Consider the following 19,072-nt stretch of genomic DNA (forward strand, 5'->3'; position numbering starts at 1 on the left):
AATGTGCAACCTGCTATGTACGTCCCGGCTCGCGCTCGTACAGCTCGGTGAGGGGGGCGAGCCGGTCGGCGGGCACGTTCAGCCGCAGGACGGCGCCGGGCTCCTCCGCCCAGGAGCCGCCCTCCCAGGCGAGCTGCTCCCAGGCCACCAGCCTGCTGCCCGCGAGCCGGCGCCTGATCAGGGCCTCGACCAGCCAGGGGGCCCGGCCGCCGGGGCCGCGCTCGTACCCGAAGAGCTTGCCGGTGCGGCGGGGCACGACGATGAGGCCGCTGACCCGGAACGCGTTCTGCACGCCCATCAGCAGCGGGCCGTCCTGGCACAGCCGCACGTCGGCGACCCTGCCGACCACCTCGCCGGCCGCGTCGGTCACCGTGCGGCCCTTGAACCAGCTGATCCTCGGGACGGGGCCGGCGGCGTGCACGACCTCTCCCCCGGGCCGGCGCTCGCCGCCGCTGCCGGGGATCCTGGCGATCACGTTCTCGCGCATCCAGCGTTCGAGTGCGGGCTCGGCGAGCTCGCCGCTCACCTTGATCGCGCTGCCGATCTCGGTGACCAGGTGCATGGGGATGCGCCGGGGCTGCGGGTGCTCCTCGGGCCTGAACAGCGTGGTCACCGAGCTCATCAGCCAGCCGGGCAGGCCGCCGATGCGGGGGGCCAGCGCGAGCGGCCCGGCGAGGAGGGCCGCCACGTACGGCGGGTCGCCGGCCAGCTCCAGGTCGTCCACCTTGCAGACGGGCTCGCCGTCGTCCGCGCCGACCACCTGCCGGTCGAGCAGGTGCAGGTCGGCGTGGAGCTCCCGGGCCCTCATTGCCCCGCCTTCGTGGCGACCAGCAGCGGGACCGCCGCCATCGCGACCACCGACAACAGGATCATGTACGCGGTGCCGACGGCGTTGGTCAACCGGCTGTTGACCCGGTCTTCCATGTAGTCGGGATCGTTGGCGATCATCAGCACGGGCAGGTACGTCAACGGCAGCGCGGCGGCCGAGAACACCAGCGAGTACTCCGTCACCATGACCGGGTCGACGGTCGTCAGGATGAGCGCCGCGGCCAGCACGACCGCGACCAGCACCACGACGTGGAACCTGGCGGCGTCCCTCGGCCGCGCCCTCTTGCCCCACCGCCAGCCGAAGTACTGGCTGAGCGTGTACCCCGACGACAGCGCGGTCTCCAGCGTCGCGCCGAACGTGGCCGCGAACACCCCGATGATCACCATCGCCAGCCCGATCTTGCCCAGCCCGACGCCCACCGGCAGCACCATCTGCGCCAGCGACTCCACCTCGGCCTGCACCGGCAGGAACACCGCGGCGGCGCAGACCATGATGGTCAGCGACAACATGCCGCCGAGCGGGAAGCCGACGAACACGTTGGCGCGGGCGGTCACCAGGTCTTTGCGCGTCCACCGCTCCTCGACGCCGCCGGAGGAGAAGAAGAACACCTCGTACGGGGTCATCGCGCCGCCCAGCAGCGCGACCGCGTAGTACCAGTAGGTCGCCGCCCCCTCGGCCTGCGGCGGCGAGGCGAGCTGGCTGCCCAGCTCGCCCCAGTCGGGGCCGAGCTGCCACGCCGCCACCCCGAACACCACCAGCGCGAGCCCGGCCAGCCCGAACACCCGTTCCATGGTCTCGAACCTGACCCGCCACATCACCAGCCAGGCGACCAGCGCCACCCCCGGCACCCACAGCAGGTAGTTGACGCCGGTGGCCAGCTCCAGGGCGAGCGACGCGCCGCCGATCTCCGCGGCCAGCGTGAGCAGGTTGATGAAGAACGACGCCCCCAGGTTGAGCAGGCCCGCCCGCGGGCCGAGCCGCTCGCGTACGAGGTCGAAGACCGGCCGGCCGGAGACCGCGGCGATCCTGCCGGACATCTCGGCGAACAGGCAGATGCCCACCACGCCGACCACCACGACCCACGCCAGCGACATCCCGAACCAGGCTCCGACCAGCGAGTTGGCCACGAGGTCGCCGATGTCCACGAAGCCGCCGACGGCGCTGAGGATGCCGAGCGTGACGGCGAAGAGCTTCTTCACCCCAGCGCCTCAAGCTCCCGCACCGCTCGGGCGGGGTCCTTGATCCGGTCCCGGCGTACCTGGATGAGCAGGTCGTCCACCAGGTCCTCGGCCCGCTGGATCCGGTCGAGCACCCGGTCGCGCACCTGGTCAGCCGGTGGGAGTTCGCCACGGCCAGGCGGACCATCTGGATGACGGAGGAGACGCTCTTGTCCGACTGCTGGGCCTTGAGCGCGTAGTCGTGGTCGTCCCAGGCGGGGCTCACGCAGCCGGCCGCGGCCACGAGCGGCACGAGGAGCGCCGCCACCCGCCTCATGTGCGGCCTCGCAGCAGGAAATAGGCCAGCAGCCCGAGGAGCAGCGCGAACTGCCCCCACGCGGCGAGCAGCACCAGCCCTTCGTCCCTCACGGTTGCTCATCGCCCCCCTGCTCCTGGTCCATGCGGGAGGCCGGGAATCAGACGCGCGGGCCGGGGCGTTCACCCCTACAGCGCCGCAGACGCCTTGTCCCGCTCTTGTCACGAGAGGGGATCAACTAGACTTGGTGGGTCGCGACTTCGCGCGGCCGCCCCCACGACACAGAGCGAGAAGTCATCATGCCTTTGAACAGCCGCGACGACCTGCGGAACATCGCGATCATCGCGCACGTCGACCATGGCAAGACCACACTGGTCGACGCCATGCTCTGGCAGTCCGGGGCCTTCCGCGCGAACCAGGACGTCGACGACCGGGTCATGGACTCCAACGACCTGGAGCGCGAGAAGGGCATCACCATTCTCGCCAAGAACACCGCCGTCCAGCACGGCGGCATGACCCTGAACATCATCGACACCCCCGGCCACGCCGACTTCGGCGGCGAGGTCGAGCGCGGCCTCTCCATGGTCGACGGTGTGGTGCTGCTGGTCGACGCCTCCGAGGGCCCGCTCCCGCAGACCCGGTTCGTGCTGCGCAAGGCCTTCGCCGCCAAGATGCCGGTCATCCTGTGCATCAACAAGGTCGACCGCCCCGACGCCCGCATCAAGGAGGTCGTCGACGAGGTCTACGAGCTCTTCATGGACCTCGACGCCACCGAGGAGCAGATCGACTTCCCGATCGTCTACGCCTCGGCCAAGGCCGGCCGCGCCTCCCTGAACCGTCCCGACGACGGCGGCATGCCCGACTCGGAGGACCTTGAGCCGCTGTTCGACATCATCAAGTCGACGATCCCGGCGCCCACGTACGACCCCAACGCCCCGCTGCAGGCGCACGTCACCAACCTCGACGCCTCCTCCTACCTGGGCCGTATCGCGCTGTGCCGGATCCACCAGGGCATCATGCGCAAGGGCCAGCAGGTCGCCTGGTGCCGTACCGACGGCACGATCCAGAAGGTGAAGATCACCGAGCTGCTGATGACCGAGGCGCTGGAGCGCAAGCCGGCCGAGGAGGCCGGCCCCGGCGACATCATCGCCATCGCGGGCATCCCCGAGATCATGATCGGCGAGACGCTGGCCGACCCCGAGGACCCGCGCCCGCTGCCGCTGATCACGGTCGACGAGCCGGCGATCTCGATGACGATCGGCACCAACACCTCGCCGCTGGTCGGCAAGGTCAAGGGCTCGAAGGTCACCGCCCGCATGGTCAAGGACCGGCTCGAGAAGGAGCTGGTCGGCAACGTGTCGCTGCGCGTGCTGCCCACCGACCGTCCCGACGCCTGGGAGGTGCAGGGCCGCGGTGAGCTGGCGCTGGCCATCCTCGTCGAGCAGATGCGCCGCGAGGGCTACGAGCTGACCGTCGGCAAGCCGCAGGTGGTCACCAAGACCATCGACGGCAAGGTGCACGAGCCGGTCGAGCGCCTGACGGTCGACTGCCCGGAGGAGTACCTCGGCGCGGTCACCCAGCTGCTGGCCGTCCGCAAGGGCCGCATGGAGCACATGACCAACCACGGCACCGGCTGGATCCGCATGGAGTTCGTGGTCCCGGCCCGCGGCCTGATCGGCTTCCGCACCGAGTTCCTGACCGAGACCCGCGGCACCGGCCTGGTCCACCACGTCTTCGACTCCTACGAGCCCTGGTTCGGCGAGCTGCGCACCCGCAACAACGGCTCGCTGGTGGCCGACCGGTCGGGCCCGGTGACCGCGTTCGCCATGCTCAACCTCCAGGAGCGCGGCACGCTGTTCGTCTCGCCGACCACCGAGGTCTACGAGGGCATGATCATCGGTGAGAACTCGCGTTCCGACGACATGGACGTGAACATCACCAAGGAGAAGAAGCTCACGAACATGCGCTCGTCCACGAGCGAGGAGACCGAGAAGGTCATCCCGCCGCGGACGCTCTCGCTGGAGCAGGCGCTGGAGTTCATCCGCGAGGACGAGTGCGTGGAGATCACGCCCGACGCGGTCCGCATCCGCAAGGTCGTGCTCGACGCCGCCACCCGCGGCCGCGCCGCCGCCCGCGCCAAGCGGGTCTGATTCGTTTTTCTCCGCACCACGGCCGCGTGTCACTTTCCCGGTGACACGCGGCTTTCGTGTCAGGGGGGCCTGTCAACGATCGGCCCGAGCACGCGCGATGGAACGTCTCTCCCGTGTCACGGTGTAAAGAAACGTGGTCATGAGACTATCTGTGATAACACCGTGACCCTATGCCATAGAACATTTCGGCATGCCGGAGAATCATCCCAATTGTGGGAAAGCTCCGGATGGCAATTTCATTCGGGCTGGCTCTGGTGTCGTTCGGGGCGATCGTTTGGTGCACCATCGCAGCCAGACCCGTGGCCGGGTCCGACAGGCCCAAGAGCACCGTCGTGACCAATCCGTGGGCGGCCGCCGCCGCCCGCGCCGACCCGGCCGCCGGATGGGCCCGTACGGCCGCCACCGAGGTCTCGGTCACCCGGGCCCGCGCCGCCGACCTCGACGCCGTCCCCGAGGGGCGGATCGATCCCCGGCAGCGCCAGGTCAGGATCACCGTCAGGCACCGGCTGGACATGCGTCCCGACGACCCGCTGGCCGAGGCGCTGCGCCAGGGCGGCGGCTTCCCGGGCACGCTGCCGCAGGTGACCGACTCCGGGTTCGGCGCGCTCAAGGTGGACGGCCAGAGCCTGGCGCCCACCACCCGGCTCGCACCGCTCGTCGTCTCCTCGCCGGGACACGTCGCGGCCGAGTTCACGGTGACGCTGCTGCGCCAGGTCAAGGTCGAGGGGCTGTTGCGGCTCGACTTCACCTCGCCGACCGCGCTCCCGCTGATCGTCGTGGTGCGCGCGGTCACCGTGCTGCCCGGCGAGTGGACCGTGCTGCGCGTCGAGGGCATCCAGCCCGAACGGCAGGAACGCGGGCTGCTGCGGTTCTCCGTCGGCGCCTACCCGGTGAGCCTGACGCTGGCCCCCGGCTCCTACGGCTTCCCCGACGTCGCCGAGGAGGACGACTTCTCCTGGGCCACCGCGCTCGGCGTGCTCACGGCGTGCGCGCTGGCGGTGTTCCTGGTGCGCTCGCTCGGCCGCCGGTGGTGGCAGCGGGTGCCCAACAGGGAGCTGGTCGTCGGCCTGGCCATCGCCGCGCCGGCCCTGCTGATCCCGCTGGTCGCCGCGGAGTGGTCGCCGGTCGGGTACGTGATCCTGTTCGTCGCCGTGCCGGTGATGGCCCTGCGGCACGCCGGACGGGTGCTGCCCACCAGCCCGCCGTGGACCGGCCGCGACCTGCTCACGGTGACCGGGCTCGGCCTGCTGGTCGGGATCGGCATGCTGAGCTGGTCCTGGCTGCACGGCCAGCTCCCCGGACGCGTGCTGCTGACCGGCGCGGCCGTCGCGGCCCTGGCGGCGGCGGGCGCGGCGGTCGGCTTCAGCGTGGACCTCGGGGTCAGGCCGGTGGTCGTCCGCCTGGCCGCGCTGTGGGCCGAGGCCGCGGTCGGGCTGCTGGCACTGGCCCTGTGGCTGCGGGCGCTGCTGGACGGCGTGTACCCGCCCGACAGCGTCCGGCTGCTGCTGGCGCTGAGCTGGGCAATGATCCCCGTGGCGGCGGTGACCGTGGCGACCAGGCGGTGGAGCCGGGCCGCGGTGGTGGGCGCGGTCGTGGTGAGCCTGCTCGTGCAGGGCTGGCCCACGGAATGGCTGGACGCGGGGTCGTGGAGCCTGGCCGTGCCCCGCGCGGGCGTCCCGATGATCGGGAGCCTGCCGTTGGACCCGCTGGTCCGCGGGGTGCTCGGGCTGCTGCTGCTCGGGTTCGTGATGCTGGTGCTGCGGCTGTGGCGGCTGGGCTGCCGGGTGACGGCCGTGCGCGACCCGGCCGCCGAGTCGACGATGGTCGTCGTGCTGATGGTGCTCTACATCACGCCCGGCGGCAGCACCACGCTGGCCGACATCGACGTGCCGCTGCCGCTGCTGGCGATCACCTCGCTCGTGGCCTGGCTGACCGCGCGCTGGCTGCTGGCCGGGCCGCCCGCGTCCGTCGTGGAGCCGGACACGCAGGAGGAGCACCGGCAGTTCGTCCGCGCGGCCCTGCACAGGCGCCTGCTGCTGCTCGCCGAGCAGGAGCTGTACCGGGCGGGACGGACCAGGCTGGCCGCGGACATGTCGATGGCCGAGTTCGACCAGCGGCGGCAGGCGCTGGAGTCGGCGCTGCGCGAGCACGGCCGCCATCCCGAGACCGCCTTCGCCACGGCGGCCGGGTGCACGCCCTGGCACAACGGCGTGTCGGCCTTCACCGTCAGCCTGCTGCTCAGCCTGCCCTTCGCGCTGGTCTACGGCCGGCCGGAGGGCGCGGACCTGACCAGCTTCCTCTTCGACGGCCGCTACCTGCTCACCCTGCCCGCGTTCGGCTTCCTGTTCGGCTACTTCTACCCGTGCGTCAGGGGCACCCAGCCGATGACCAAGGCGCTGTACCTGGCCGTCGCGGCCCTGCTGACCAGCCTGGCCGGCTACCTGTCGACGCTGGTCGAACCGGACATCGGCCCCCTCGACAAGGCACAGGTCGTGGCCATCGTGGTGGGGCAGGTGATGATGGTCTGCGTCGGGCTCGGGCTGTTCTGGGAGTGGCGGATCATGCACCTGGCCGGCGAACCGTGGGCCAGGGTACGCAACCTGCGCAGCGTGCGCAGCCTGGCCGCGCCGACCCTGGCCCTCGCGCTGGCCGTGGGCACGACGGCGGCCAGCTCGGCGGCCGGGCAGACGGTCGACCGCATCCTGAAGGGTGACCAGGTCACCACGAGCCAGCGGTGACCCGTCAGCGGCGCGGCAGCTCGCTGCCCCTGACGTGCGCGCACTGCCAGTCGACCAGCGCCGCGAAGTCGCGCCAGGCCCGCTCGACGCGCCCGCGCACCTCGGCCGTGTGCACCCACGGCTCCGGCTCGTGGCGGACGCCCGCGAACAGGGACCTGTGGCGCAGCAGCTCGATGCGCGGGTGGTCCTCGTCGAAGCCGCGCGGCCTGGTCTTCAGGCGGTCGCCGCCGATCGTGTAGCCGGCGTCGGCGAGCCGGGCCGTGATCGACTCCAGCGGCTTGCCGGTCACGTCCTCGTCCACGACCGCGCGGTAGCGGGCGACCTGGTCGGCGGCCTGGGTGTAGCGGCCGCCGGCGACGTACAGGCCGGCGGCGCTGATCTCGACGTAGTAGCCGATGCCGGGCATCAGGTCGACGAAGGCGCCCTGATGGGTCTTGTACGGCGTCTTGTCCTTGGAGAAGCGCACGTCACGGTAGGGCCGGAAGAGCTGGGCCGGGCCGAACTCGGCGGCCAGCTCGTCGGTGAGCTCCGTCATGGGCCCGCGCACCGCGTCCTCGTAGAGGTGCTTGTGGCGGGTGAAGTAGTGCTTGGAGTTGTCCGCCTCAAGGCCCTCGTAGAAGATGAACGCCTCGTCGGGGAAGCCGGTGAAAGCCATGGCCCAAGGGTGCCATGCCGCTCACCGTGCGGTGTACGTGCGGCCCGGCGTGGGCGGGCGGCCGTACAGTTCCGAGACCGTCACGAACGTGTAGCCCTTCTTGGCGAGCGTGTCGAGCACCTTCGGCACGGCCTCGACCGTGGTGGGGTGGATGTCGTGCATGAGCACGATCGACCCGGCCTTGGCGGTGTCGGCCCGCCTGACCACGGCGGCGGGCTCGCGGTGCAGCCAGTCGAGGGTGTCGACGTCCCACAGGATCTGGGCCAGGCCCTCGCGGCGGGTCTCGGCGGCGACGGCGTCGTCGGTGCTGCCGTACGGCGGGCGCATGACCCGCATCTTCACCCCGGTCAGCCGGTGGACGAGCTCGTCGGTGTGCCCCAGCTCGTTGCGCACCCCCTCGCGGGACAGGCCGGTCAGCGAGGGGTGGGACCAGGAGTGGTTGCCGATCTCGTGGCCCTCGTCCACGATGCGGCGGGTGATCCGGCCGCCGCTGTCGGCGGCCACCATCTCGCCCAGCACGAAGAACGTGGCCCTGACGTGGCGCTGGCGCAACAGGTCGAGCAGCTTGCCGGTGTAGGGCCCTGGACCGTCGTCGAAGGTCAGGGCCACACACTTGATCTTGCCGCAGTCGAACCTGCGGCTGCGCGGCCAGTCGGCCTGCTGCGCGATCAGCCGCTTGGCCAGGACCTCAGGACTGACCTGCGGCCGGATCATGGCGGAATGTCGGCGCGGCACCGGTTGAGCGGCACAGCCCACGAGAACGATCAGGACGAATGGCAAAGCCCAAATGCGCATGTTTTCCCCCGAAACACCGCACGCGGGGGCCTTACGGATAGTCCTGGACCGGTCTCCCCCGTAGTTCCCTGGCCAGGTCGTCCCACCAGAGTGGGATATCCGCGTGCAGCTCCTTGTAGCGGCGCGCCACGCGCATGGCACATCCAACCGGATCCGTACCCAGATGACGACGTTTAACCGGACCTTCCTGCCAACGGTAAAACCCGTCCCTGTAGTGCACGACGAGACCTATCCAGACCGAGATGGTCGCTCCGTCCCCCACCTCGTACGCGCTGGTGACTCCCAGCCCGTGCAGCTCCGCCTGGAGTTTCTCCGCCGCCGCGCGGGCTTCGGTCACACGCCACCCCCTGCCGACGTTTCCGTACACAACAGATGTACCCAGCAACGGGCATCAGCCGTCCAAGACATGGAGTAATCATGAAACTCCGGGGAGTCACGTGCAGGCCGTTCGACGTTATTGGTCGGCTTCCGCCGTTGCGCGGCCGGGCCGCCCTTGTTACGTTTCGGCCGTGCGCCGTGAGCGGGCACAGTCGCTGAAGCACGTCGCGGTACCGTACGACTCCGATCGGGCCTTCCTCGACCTCGTCGTGCCGCGCGTGCGCACCGCGCTGGACGAAGACCGGCGCGTGCTGGTCGTCAACCGTCCCGACCGGCTGGCGCTGTTGTCGGAGGCCCTCGACGGCGACGCGCGGCGCATCGACAGCCGCCCGGCCGGCGCCTGGTACGGCCACCCCCACCGGATGCTGGCCGCCTACCACGAGTACACGCGCGGCCGGCCCACCCTGGTCGTCGGCGAGCCCGTCTGGACCGATCTGAGCGAGCTGCGGATCCAGGACCTCATCCGCTACGACTCGGTCGTCAACGCCGCCCTGGCCGCGGCCCCGTCCGTCATGATGTGCCTGTACGACCTGCGTCACGTCCCCGAGCCCGTGCGCGAGCTCACCTCGGTCGTCCATCCCCTGGTGCTGGGGTCGGGCGGCGAGGCCGCCAGCGGCCGGTTCGTCCAGCCCCACGAGCTGGTGCTCGACGGCGACGACGCGCCGTTCCCCGAGCCGGGCCCCGGGGCCTGCCTGGTGCGTTTCACGGCCCGCGAGCTCAAGCGCCTGCGCCAGACCGTCGGCGACTACGCCAGGACGGCCGGCATGGACCGCAACCTCATCTCCTCGCTGGTGCTCAGCGTCTCGGAGATCGCCGCGAACTGCGTCGAGCACGGCGCCGGGTTCGGCACGATCACGATGTGGGTGGAGGAGCGCGACCTCGTCTGCGAGATCGCCGATCCCGGCGGGACGCTCGACGACCCCCTGCCGGGCTACATACCGCCGGAGCCCGAGTCCCCGCGGGGGTACGGGCTCTGGATCAGCCGGCAGCTCTGCGACCGGGTGCAGCTGCGCGACGAAGGCGGCGTGCTACGCGTCCGCCTTCGTCTGTCCCTGGACTCCTCCTAGGCCGCGGCGCGGGGGGCGGGAAGGCGCACGGCGCCCTCCTCCCGCGCGTAGTCCTCCAGCATGCCGCGGAGCTGGCGGCGGCCACGGTGCAGGCGGGACATCACGGTGCCGATGGGCGTCCCCATGCGCTCGGCGATCTCCTTGTACGCGAACCCCTCGACGTCGGCCAGGTAGACGGCCACGCGGAAGTCCTCGGGCAGGGAGCGCAGAGCGTTCATCACGACGCTGTCGGGCAGCCGGTCGAGCGCCTCGGTCTCGGCCGAGCGCAGGCCCGTCGAGGTGTGGGACTCGGCGGCGTGCAGCTGCCAGTCCTCGATGTCCTCGGCGGCCGACAGCTTCGGCGAGCGCTGCTTCTTGCGGTAGTCGTTGATGAAGTTGTTGGTGAGGATGCGGTGCAGCCACGCCTTGAGGTTGGTGCCCTCACGGAACTGGTGATAGGACGTGTACGCCTTGGCGACGGTCTCCTGCACCAGGTCCTCGGCGTCGGCGGCGTTACGGGTCAGGCGCATGGCGGAAGCGAACAGCTGCGACGTCACGGGCACGACATCGCGCTCGAACCAGTCCTGACGCTGCTCATCGGTCATAGTGATCAATTCATTCCCCCTTGCGCTATCCCCCGTTCGGCACAAGCCGCCTGACAGCGTTCCTCATCCTCGCAACTCCCAGGTAAGGGACGCGTTAGGAGAGTCCGCATAGGTCAGAAGGGGTTTGTAGTCCATCTGCTCGCGGCGTGCGTGGTCACGTCCACGGCCGGACAAGTCTCATTATCATAACACTACCCACCCAATTTCGTAGGAATAGTGGTCAGAGTCACAGGGGATAGCGTATGGACATGGAATCTGTGGACCGTCACGACACGGGGACACGTCGGTGGGTGGCGGAGGCCATCCGCAAGGTGGAGGCCGACGCCAACCGAAGTTGTGACACTCACCTGCACGTCTTTCCGCTTCCCTCGCACTGGGGCGTAAACCTCTATCTGAAAGACGAATCGGTGCACCCGACCGGTTCACTGAAGCACCGGCTCGCCCGGTCCCTGTTCCTGTACGGCCTCGCCAACGGCTGGATCGGCCCGGCCACCACGATCGTGGAGGCGTCCAGCGGCTCGACCGCGGTCAGCGAGGCGTATTTCGCCCGGTTGCTCGGCCTGCCGTTCATCGCCGTCATGCCGGCGTCCACGTCGCCGGAGAAGTGCCACCTCATCGAGTTCTACGGCGGGAAATGTCACCTCGTCGCCGACCCCGGGGCGATCTATGACGAATCTCACCGGCTGGCCGCCGAGACCGGGGGCCACTTCATGGACCAGTTCACCTACGCCGAACGCGCGACTGACTGGCGTGGCAACAACAACATCGCCGAGTCGATCTATTCGCAGATGTCCATGGAGCCGTACCCCGAGCCCGCCTGGATCGTCGTCGGCGCCGGCACCGGCGGCACGTCGTCCACGATCGGCCGCTACATCCGCTACCGCCGCCACCCCACCCGCCTGGCCGTGGTCGACCCGGAGGGCTCGGCGTTCTACCCGGGCTGGGTCTCGGGCGACCCCACGGTGACGGCCTCCGGGTCGCGGATCGAGGGCATCGGGCGTCCCCGGGTGGAGCCGTCGTTCCTGCCCAGCGTGATCGACCGCATGATCGCCGTCCCCGACGCCCGCTCGATCGCCGCCATGCACTGGACCCGCGAGGTCACCGGCCTGGACGTCGGCGGCTCCACGGGGACGAACATGGCGGCGTGCGTCGAGCTCGTCAGGGAGATGCGCGAAGCGGGCGTCCAGGGCAGCGTCGTCACCCTGATCTGCGACCGCGGCGACCGCTACAAGGGCACCTACGACAACCCGGAATGGCTGGCCGGCCAGGGGCTGGACCTCCAGCCCCACCTGGCCGACCTGCGGGCGCTGCTGCCGCGCTGAGCGTCTGGGCCTAGGAGGCGGCCTTGGCGGGGTCGACCGAGAAGGTCTTGGCCAGGTCGTCCAGGATGGCGTGGGCGCCCTGGATGCCCACGGCGCTCATCCAGGTCAGGTCGCTGACCTCGTGCTTGTCCCCCTTGAGCCGGCCCCACAGCGGGTTGCCGACGAACTTCTCCTTGGGGCCGTCGCTGGCCGGGTCCGGGTAGGTGGCGACGAAGATGTGGTCGGCGTCGAGGTCGGCGATGCGCTCCGCGCTGATGTCCACGGCGATGGCGTCGTCCTTGGTCGGCTGGCCCTCGGGGCGCGGGAAGCCGACGTCCTTCAGCACCACCCCGGAGTAGGACTTCTCGACGTAGAGCCGGACGGTGGGCTCACCGGCGAAGCGCACGATCGAGACGGTCGGCAGCTTCCCGCCCGCCTTCTCCTTGATCGCGGCCCCGATCGTGCCGGCGCGCTCCTCGAACGCCTTGATCCGGGAGTCGGCCAGGTCCTCCTTGCCCAGGGCGCGGCCCATGAGCCGCAGGTTCTCCTTCCAGATGGCGCCGGTCGTCTCGCTGAAGACGGTCGGCGCGATCTTCGACAGCTTGTCGTACAGGGCCTCGTGCCGGACCTTGGCCGACACGATCAGGTCGGGCTTGAGCGCGGCGATCTTCTCCAGGCTGGGCTGCTCCAGCGTGCCGACCGGGGTCGCCTCCTTGCCGTACTGGGCGACGAGCGGGCCGAGGTAGTCGGGCAGCTTGGTGTCGATCGACCGGTAGGTGGTGTAGCCGATCACGGGGGTCTCCAGCGTGAGCACCGCGTCCACGAAGCTCTGGTCGAGCGCGACGACCCGCTTGGGCTGCCCGGAGATCTTGGTCGAGCCCATCGCGTGCTCGATCGTCCTGGCCGCCGGGTCGGCCGACGGCGTGGCCGCCGGCTCCGTCGAGCCGCACGCGGCCACCCCCGCCACCAGCAGTACACCGGCCAGCACCCGCCACGCTCTCATCGGAACCCTTTCTCGAAGTAAGGCGAACCTAAATTAGGTTAGCCCTGCCTAACCTGGCATACTTCACCACGATCGGGCAAACAAGGGGAGGAAACTGGTGACCGCGCTCGCGCCCCGCCTCCACGGCATCCGGCGCCGGCGGCTCGTCCTCCTGCTCCTCCTCCTCGCCGCCGTCGCGGCGGGGGTGGTGCTGAGCATCACGGTCGGCTCGAAGTCCGTACCGCCGGGCGACGCCTGGCAGGCTCTCACCGCGCCAACGGGCAGCGAGAACGACATCATCATCCGCTCGCTGCGCGTGCCGCGTACCGTGCTCGGGGTGCTGGCCGGGATCGCGCTCGGCGTCTCGGGCGCCCTGATGCAGGGCCACACGCGCAACCCGCTCGCCGACCCCGGCCTGCTGGGCGTCACGCAGGGCGCGGCCTTCGCCATGGTGGCCTCGATCATCCTGCTCGGCGCCTCCAGCCTGCTCGCCTACATCTGGTTCGGCCTGGCGGGCGCGCTGGTGGCCAGCGTGGCGGTGTTCGCGCTCGGCATGACGGGCGGCAGGGGCGGCCCCACCCCGGTCACGCTGGCCCTGGCCGGCACCGCGGTCAGCGCCCTGCTGTACGCCATGACCTCGGCCATCGTGCTCCTCGACGAGCAGGCCATGGACGTCTTCCGCTTCTGGCAGTCCGGCTCCATCGCCGCCAGGGGCCCGGACGTGGTCTGGCAGGTGCTGCCGTTCATCCTCGCCGGCCTGCTGCTCGCCCTGGTCAACGCCCCGGCCCTGAACGCCCTGTCGCTCGGCGAGGACGTCGCCCGCTCGCTCGGCCAGAACATCGCCCTGACCAGGACGGTCGGCGTCGCCTCCGTCACCCTGCTGTCGGGCGCGGCGGTGGCGGCCTGCGGCTCGCTGGCGTTCGTGGGCCTGATCGTGCCGCACCTGGCCCGGCCGCTGTCGGGCACCGACCACCGGTGGCTGCTGCCGTACTCGGGGCTGGTCGGGGCGGCGTTGCTGCTGGTCGCCGACGTGATCGGCCGCGTGGTCGCCCCTCCGGGCGAGCTGGAGGTCGGCGTGGTCCTCGCCCTGATCGGCGCGCCCTTCTTCGTCGCCCTGGTCCGCCGCAGAAAGCCGGTACGGCTATGACCGCGCTCCCCCTGCGCCTCGGCACGCTGTCCTGGCGGCTGCGCCTGCGCGCCGTCGGCGTCGGCGTGACCGGCCTGGCGCTCCTGGTCGTGCTCATGGCGCTGAACATGCGCATCGGCGACCTCCCGATGAGCCTGGCGGAGGTGCTCCAGGGCACCTTCGACGTCAACAGCCCGGCCCACTTCGTCATCATGGAGCTGCGCCTGCCGCGCGCCCTGACCGGCGCCCTGGTCGGCGCCGCGCTCGCGCTGTCCGGCGCGATCATCCAGTCCATCGCCCGCAACCCGCTGGCCAGCCCCGAGATCCTCGGCGTCACGACCGGCGCCTCGGTCACCGTGGTGGCCGGCGTGGTGGCCAGCGGCAGCGTCTACGGCGGCACCAGCGGCCTGCTGGCCGACCTGGGCATCCCCGCGCTCGCCCTGCTCGGCGGCCTGCTCGGGGCGTCCGTCGTCTACGGCCTGGCCTGGCGGCGCGGCCTGGACGGCTACCGCCTGGTTCTGGTCGGCATCGGCGTGGCCGCCGTGTTCACGAACGTGAAGTTCTGGCTGCTGACCGTCGGCGACGTGAACGACACCGGCCGGGCCATGGTCTGGATCAGCGGCTCGCTCAACGGCCGCGGCTGGGAGCACGTCGTGCCCGTGGCGCTCGCGCTGGCGGTGCTCGTCCCGGCCACCCTGCTCGGCACCCGCTCGCTGGACGCGCTGCGCTTCGGCGACGACGTGGTCACCGCACTCGGCGTACGCGTGAACGCGGCCCGCGCCCTGCTGATCCTGGGTGCCGTGCTGCTGGCCGCGGTGGCCACCGCCTCGGCCGGGCCGATCGCGTTCGTGGCCCTGGCCGCGCCGCAGATCGCGCTCCGGCTGACCCGCTCGGCCCGGCCGCCGCTGCTGTGCTCGGCGGTCACCGGGGCCGTGCTCACCGCGGGCGCCGACCTGATCGCCCGGACCGTCTTCTCCCCGATCGAACTGCCCGTCGGCATCGTCACGGCCGTGCTGGGCGCACCGTACCTGATCCACCTGATCTGGAGGGCACGCAAATGAGGCTGCAGGCCGCGGGCGTCAAGCTCGGCTACGGCGACCGGACCATCGTGGACGGCCTCGACCTGGGCGTCGAGGCGGGCACGGTGACCACCATCATCGGCCCGAACGGCTGCGGCAAGTCCACCCTCCTGCGCGCGCTGGGCCGCCTGCTCAAGCCCCAGGGCGGCCAGGTGCTGCTGGACGGCAAGCGCATCGACGCCATCCCCACCCGCGAGGTGGCCAAGATCCTCGGCGTGCTGCCGCAGGCGCCCTCCGCCCCCGAAGGGCTCACCGTGGCCGACCTGGTCGCCAGGGGCCGGCATCCGCACCAGACGTGGTACCGGCAGTGGTCCTCCGACGACGAGTCGGCCGTCGCCGCGGCGCTGACCATGACCGGCCTGGCCGACCTCGCCGAACGCCCGCTCGACGAGCTGTCGGGCGGCCAGCGGCAGCGGGCGTGGATCTCCATGGCCCTGGCCCAGGGCACCGACCTGCTGCTGCTCGACGAGCCCACCACGTTCCTCGACCTGGCCCACCAGGTGGAGGTGCTGGAGCTCGTCCGGCACCTGCACGAGCAGGCCGGCCGCACGGTCGTCATGGTCCTGCACGACCTCAACCTGGCCGCGCGCTACGCCGACCGGCTGGTGGCCATGCGCGCCGGCCGGGTCGTGGCCGCCGGCGCACCGCACGAGGTGCTGACCGAGGAGCTGCTGCGCGAGGTGTTCGAGCTGGACGCGAAGGTCATCGAGGACCCGGTCGCGGGCACTCCTCTCGTGGTGCCGATCGGACCGCTCGCAGCTCCCCGCGCCTGACGGTACCGGCCGCCCGTCTCCTCACCCCTCGGCCAGCGCCCGCCCGACGTCCGGATCGTCGGGGGCCAGCTCGGCGGCTCTGAGCAGGTCCTGCCTGGCCTCCTTCGCCCGGCCCAGCTCCCGGTGGACCATCGCCCGGTTGAACAGCAGCTCGGCCGTCTCGGTCAGCTTCAGCGCGCGGGTCAGGTCGGACAGCGCGCCGTCGGGGTCGCCGCGCTCGAAGGCGAGCACGGCCCGGTTCCCCCACGCGGCGGCCAGGTCGGGGTCGACCTCCAGCGCGGTGTCGAAGGCCGCGTACGCCTCCGGATAGCGGCCCTGGGCCGTCTCCACCTGGCCGAGCACGCAGAGCAGGTGGGCGTCGCGCGGCCGGAGCGCGAGGCCGCGCTCCACGTCCCGCCTGGCCTGGTCGTACTCGCCGTGGAGGGCGAGCAGGCCGCACCTGTTCACGTACGCGGGGGCGAAGTCGGGGTCGAGCTCCAGCGTGCGGTCGAGGTCGGCGCGGGCGCCGTCCAGGTCGCCGACCGCGAACCGCAGCTCCGAGCGGTTGTAGTACGCCTCGGGGAAGGGCGGGCTGAGCCGGATGACGGCCTCGTAGTCGGCCAGGGCCTCGACCGGTCTGCCCAGCTTGTTCAGCAGGTTGCCCCGGTCGAGGTAGTAGTCCGGATAGCCGGGATCGGCGTCGATCGCCGCCGTGTAGTCGGCCAGCGCCTCCTCGTACCGGCCGGCCTGGGCCAGCAGCTGGGCCCTGTTGGCGCGCAGCACGAGCCGGTGGACCGGGTGCTCGTCCGTCAGGTGCTCGTCGGCCAGGGCGATGGCCTGATCGACCAGCCGCAGCGCGGCGCCCGGACGGCCGGCGCGCAGCTCCACCAGGGCCTTGCCGTTGAGGTCGAAGCCGAGGTGGAAGGCGCGTTCGCGGGGGTCGGGCAGCAACGACGTGATCGTGACGGCCTCGTTGATCCACGCCATCGCCTCGCCGGGATCGCGGCGGGCGGGATCGTGGTGGCGTACCAGGATCATCGCGGTGGCGTAGGCGATGGTGGCCCGGTGCTTGGGGTCGGTGCTGAGGCGCCTGGCCCGATCGTAGAGCTCGCGGGCCTCCTCCTCGCGCTCCACCGCCTCCAGGGCCGCGGCGACGCGCTGCACGAGGGTCCGCCACCCTTCGGGGTCGTCCTCGTACGCCATGCCGCGCAGCGCCTCCGTGCCCGACTCGGCCATCGCGTGGTGGAAGCCCTCGTCGCGGTAGCGGTCGAAGTCGGCGCACAGCGGGCCCTCGCCGGGCGACGACGGGCCCTCCTCGACGCGCAGCAGCCCCGGGTCGAGCCGGCGGCGCAACACCTCGACCAGCTCGCGGTCGGTGTGGTCGGCCTCGCCCAGGTTCGACACGACGAGCGTGACCGGCCCCGTGTCGGCCAGCAGCTCGCGGACGAACTCGGCCAGCCCGTTGGCGATCCTGAGGCTGCGCCGCGCCCCCGGGATGAGGATGCGCTGCCCCCTCGGCAGGTCGTCGGCGAGCGAGCGCCTGCGCACCGGCACGAACGGCCGCAGGCGGGGCGCCGCGACCCGGAGCTCCACGTCATGGGCGGCGACCAGGTCGGGCCGCCGGTCGAGCGCCTCGGGGACCAGAAGGTCGAGCAGCGCGGCGGCCAGCGTGTAGGGCCCGGCTGCCCGGCGGTCGGCGTCCAGGGCGATCGTCCTCACGACCGCCCCCTTCCCAGCGGTCGGCGTTCCCGCGTGGAAACGCCGACCCAGAGACAGGTCAAGCGCAGTGTCGCGGCGAGGCGAGCGTGGAGGGCCTGACAGTCCCGGGACGATGGACGACGATCTTCTTCATGGGCATCCCTTACGTGATCGCGGATAACCCGAACATGTCAGCACAAAGCTAACTAACGACTCAAGACTTTTCTGGTAAGGGCCATTTCGGCATGAATTAGGACACGACCGATAAACGGCGTTAGTCGCCCAGGATTGCGTCCACGAAGACATCCGGGTCGAAAGGCGCCAGATCGTCGGGCCCCTCGCCGAGCCCCACGAGCTTGACCGGCACGCCCAGCTCGCGCTGCACGGAGATCACGATGCCGCCCTTGGCGGTGCCGTCGAGCTTGGTGAGCGCGATGCCCGTGATGTTGACCACCTCGGCGAACACCTGGGCCTGGCGCATGCCGTTCTGGCCGGTGGTGGCGTCGAGGACGAGCAGCACCTCGTCGACCGTGGCCTTCTTCTCGATGACCCGCTTGACCTTGCCCAGCTCGTCCATCAGGCCGGTCTTGGTGTGCAGGCGGCCGGCCGTGTCGACGATGACGACGTCGACCTTGTCCTCGATGCCCTTGGCCGTGGCCTCGAAGGCCACCGACGCCGGGTCGCCGCCCTCCGGCCCGCGCACGGTCTCGGCGCCGACCCGCTCGCCCCACGTCTGGAGCTGGTCGGCCGCCGCCGCGCGGAAGGTGTCGGCGGCGCCGAGCACGACCTTCTTGCCGTCGCCGATGAGCGAGCGGGCGAGCTTGCCGGTGGTGGTGGTCTTGCCCGTGCCGTTGACGCCCACGACCAGGACCACGGCGGGCCGCTCGCCGTGCTTCTGCACGTGCAGGCCGCGGTCGAGGTCGGGGTTGACCTGGGCGAGAAGCTGCTCGCGCAGCAGGCTCTTGACCTCCGCGGGCGTGCGGCTGCCCAGCACCTTGACCTTGGTGCGCAGCTCCTCGACCATCGCGCGGGTCGGGGCGACGCCCACGTCGGCGGTGATCAGGCTCTCCTCGATCTCGTCCCAGACCTCGTCGTCGAGCCGGTCACGGGACAGCAGCTCCAGCAGGCCGCGGCCGAGCGCGCTCTGCGAACGCGCCAGGCGCGAGCGCAGCCGCACCATCCGCCCCGCGGACGGCGGCGGCACCTCGACCTCGGGGGCGATGACCATCGGCTCGGCCGGCTGGACCGGCGGCGGCACCGTGGTGACCGCGCCGTCGGCCTCCTCGACCGGGCCGGCGGGCCGCTTCTCCTCCTCGGGAAGCGGCGGCGCCTCCGGCGGCGGCACGGGCGGCGCCGCCTTGCCACCCGGCCTGAACAGCAGGAAGAGGCCGCCGGCCGCCAGCAGGGCGACGACGGCCACGATCACTATGACGCCGAGGTAACCATCCACAAGATGTCAGTTTTC

16 protein-coding genes are annotated in these 19,072 nt (G+C 71.2%); 7 read left to right on the forward strand and 9 right to left on the reverse strand.

Annotated features, from left to right (window positions below):
* Window positions 1–13 precede the first annotated feature (13 nt).
* Genes ABZ459_RS22075 through ABZ459_RS22085 form a run of 3 tightly spaced genes read right to left on the reverse strand, consistent with a single transcriptional unit; the run spans window position 14 to window position 2,153 of the window.
* Window positions 14–808, reverse strand: a complete 795-nt coding sequence (locus ABZ459_RS22075) for a hypothetical protein (protein ID WP_357973012.1) — start codon at window positions 806–808, stop codon at window positions 14–16.
* The gene (locus tag ABZ459_RS22080; protein ID WP_357973015.1) at window positions 805–2,028 is read right to left on the reverse strand and encodes a divalent metal cation transporter; all 1,224 of its coding nucleotides are present in this window, start codon (window positions 2,026–2,028) and stop codon (window positions 805–807) included. The genes ABZ459_RS22075 and ABZ459_RS22080 overlap by 4 nt, the downstream gene beginning before the upstream one ends.
* Complete coding sequence (locus ABZ459_RS22085; RefSeq protein ID WP_357973017.1) at window positions 2,025–2,153, reverse strand: hypothetical protein; 129 nt, start codon at window positions 2,151–2,153, stop codon at window positions 2,025–2,027. The genes ABZ459_RS22080 and ABZ459_RS22085 overlap by 4 nt, the downstream gene beginning before the upstream one ends.
* Before the next feature lie 448 nt (window positions 2,154–2,601).
* Here ABZ459_RS22085 and typA point away from each other — a divergent pair, with 448 nt between their 5' ends.
* Both typA and ABZ459_RS22095 read left to right on the forward strand, forming a co-directional pair.
* Window positions 2,602–4,452 carry a translational GTPase TypA gene (typA, locus tag ABZ459_RS22090; RefSeq protein WP_357973020.1) on the forward strand — a complete coding sequence of 617 codons (1,851 nt, stop codon included), beginning with the start codon at window positions 2,602–2,604 and terminating at the stop codon, window positions 4,450–4,452.
* Window positions 4,453–4,784: 332 nt separating this feature from the next.
* Complete coding sequence (locus tag ABZ459_RS22095) at window positions 4,785–7,190, forward strand: hypothetical protein (RefSeq protein ID WP_357973022.1); 2,406 nt, start codon at window positions 4,785–4,787, stop codon at window positions 7,188–7,190.
* 4 nt (window positions 7,191–7,194) lie between these two features.
* Here the strand turns inward: ABZ459_RS22095 and ABZ459_RS22100 are convergent, their stop codons facing one another.
* Together ABZ459_RS22100 and ABZ459_RS22105 are read right to left on the reverse strand one after the other, a co-directional pair.
* On the reverse strand, window positions 7,195–7,845 hold the full coding sequence (locus ABZ459_RS22100; RefSeq protein WP_357973024.1) for a DUF2461 domain-containing protein: 651 nt from the start codon (window positions 7,843–7,845) through the stop codon (window positions 7,195–7,197).
* A gap of 21 nt (window positions 7,846–7,866) precedes the next feature.
* Window positions 7,867–8,559 (reverse strand): polysaccharide deacetylase family protein, encoded by a 693-nt coding sequence (locus tag ABZ459_RS22105; protein ID WP_357973026.1) that lies wholly within the window; start codon window positions 8,557–8,559, stop codon window positions 7,867–7,869.
* Window positions 8,560–9,149: 590 nt separating this feature from the next.
* Between ABZ459_RS22105 and ABZ459_RS22110 the strand changes: the two genes are divergently transcribed.
* Window positions 9,150–10,085, forward strand: coding sequence for a sensor histidine kinase (locus ABZ459_RS22110; RefSeq protein ID WP_357973028.1), 936 nt, complete (start codon window positions 9,150–9,152; stop codon window positions 10,083–10,085).
* Here the strand turns inward: ABZ459_RS22110 and ABZ459_RS22115 are convergent.
* A complete protein-coding gene (locus tag ABZ459_RS22115) occupies window positions 10,082–10,669 on the reverse strand; it encodes a sigma-70 family RNA polymerase sigma factor (RefSeq protein WP_352324845.1) in 588 nt (195 codons plus the stop codon). The genes ABZ459_RS22110 and ABZ459_RS22115 overlap by 4 nt on opposite strands.
* A gap of 248 nt (window positions 10,670–10,917) precedes the next feature.
* Between ABZ459_RS22115 and ABZ459_RS22120 the strand changes: the two genes are divergently transcribed.
* The gene (locus tag ABZ459_RS22120) at window positions 10,918–11,991 is read left to right on the forward strand and encodes a PLP-dependent cysteine synthase family protein (protein ID WP_357973030.1); all 1,074 of its coding nucleotides are present in this window, start codon (window positions 10,918–10,920) and stop codon (window positions 11,989–11,991) included.
* A gap of 10 nt (window positions 11,992–12,001) precedes the next feature.
* Here the strand turns inward: ABZ459_RS22120 and ABZ459_RS22125 are convergent, their stop codons facing one another.
* Window positions 12,002–12,973, reverse strand: a complete 972-nt coding sequence (locus ABZ459_RS22125; RefSeq protein WP_357973032.1) for an iron-siderophore ABC transporter substrate-binding protein — start codon at window positions 12,971–12,973, stop codon at window positions 12,002–12,004.
* 97 nt (window positions 12,974–13,070) lie between these two features.
* Here ABZ459_RS22125 and ABZ459_RS22130 point away from each other — a divergent pair, with 97 nt between their 5' ends.
* The 3 genes from ABZ459_RS22130 to ABZ459_RS22140 are packed head-to-tail and all read left to right on the forward strand — an operon-like array spanning window position 13,071 to window position 15,930.
* Complete coding sequence (locus ABZ459_RS22130; RefSeq protein ID WP_357973034.1) at window positions 13,071–14,099, forward strand: iron ABC transporter permease; 1,029 nt, start codon at window positions 13,071–13,073, stop codon at window positions 14,097–14,099.
* Window positions 14,096–15,139, forward strand: coding sequence for an iron chelate uptake ABC transporter family permease subunit (locus ABZ459_RS22135; RefSeq protein WP_357973036.1), 1,044 nt, complete (start codon window positions 14,096–14,098; stop codon window positions 15,137–15,139). Before ABZ459_RS22130 ends, ABZ459_RS22135 begins: the two co-directional genes overlap by 4 nt.
* Window positions 15,136–15,930, forward strand: a complete 795-nt coding sequence (locus ABZ459_RS22140; RefSeq protein ID WP_357973038.1) for an ABC transporter ATP-binding protein — start codon at window positions 15,136–15,138, stop codon at window positions 15,928–15,930. The genes ABZ459_RS22135 and ABZ459_RS22140 overlap by 4 nt, the downstream gene beginning before the upstream one ends.
* A gap of 21 nt (window positions 15,931–15,951) precedes the next feature.
* Here the strand turns inward: ABZ459_RS22140 and ABZ459_RS22145 are convergent, their stop codons facing one another.
* Together ABZ459_RS22145 and ftsY are read right to left on the reverse strand one after the other, a co-directional pair.
* Window positions 15,952–17,628, reverse strand: coding sequence for a tetratricopeptide repeat protein (locus ABZ459_RS22145; RefSeq protein WP_357973040.1), 1,677 nt, complete (start codon window positions 17,626–17,628; stop codon window positions 15,952–15,954).
* Window positions 17,629–17,881: 253 nt separating this feature from the next.
* On the reverse strand, window positions 17,882–19,057 hold the full coding sequence (gene ftsY / locus ABZ459_RS22150) for a signal recognition particle-docking protein FtsY (protein ID WP_357973043.1): 1,176 nt from the start codon (window positions 19,055–19,057) through the stop codon (window positions 17,882–17,884).
* Between the last annotated feature and the right edge of the window lie 15 nt (window positions 19,058–19,072).

Origin of the sequence: Nonomuraea sp. NPDC005692 (assembly GCF_040631115.1) — a bacterium.
In the GTDB taxonomy this organism is placed as follows: Bacteria; Actinomycetota; Actinomycetes; order Streptosporangiales; family Streptosporangiaceae; genus Nonomuraea.

Excerpts from the sequence above, each read along its gene's own strand:
- ABZ459_RS22075 (WP_357973012.1), bottom strand. The coding sequence starts at position 808 with ATGAGGGCCCGGGAGCTCCACGCCGACCTGCACCTGCTCGACCGGCAG.
- typA (WP_357973020.1), top strand. The coding sequence starts at position 2,602 with ATGCCTTTGAACAGCCGCGACGACCTGCGGAACATCGCGATCATCGCG.
- ABZ459_RS22100 (WP_357973024.1), bottom strand. The coding sequence starts at position 7,845 with ATGGCTTTCACCGGCTTCCCCGACGAGGCGTTCATCTTCTACGAGGGC.
- ABZ459_RS22105 (WP_357973026.1), bottom strand. The coding sequence starts at position 8,559 with ATGATCCGGCCGCAGGTCAGTCCTGAGGTCCTGGCCAAGCGGCTGATC.
- ABZ459_RS22115 (WP_352324845.1), bottom strand. The coding sequence starts at position 10,669 with ATGACCGATGAGCAGCGTCAGGACTGGTTCGAGCGCGATGTCGTGCCC.
- ABZ459_RS22120 (WP_357973030.1), top strand. The coding sequence starts at position 10,918 with ATGGAATCTGTGGACCGTCACGACACGGGGACACGTCGGTGGGTGGCG.
- ABZ459_RS22125 (WP_357973032.1), bottom strand. The coding sequence starts at position 12,973 with ATGAGAGCGTGGCGGGTGCTGGCCGGTGTACTGCTGGTGGCGGGGGTG.
- ABZ459_RS22135 (WP_357973036.1), top strand. The coding sequence starts at position 14,096 with ATGACCGCGCTCCCCCTGCGCCTCGGCACGCTGTCCTGGCGGCTGCGC.
- ABZ459_RS22140 (WP_357973038.1), top strand. The coding sequence starts at position 15,136 with ATGAGGCTGCAGGCCGCGGGCGTCAAGCTCGGCTACGGCGACCGGACC.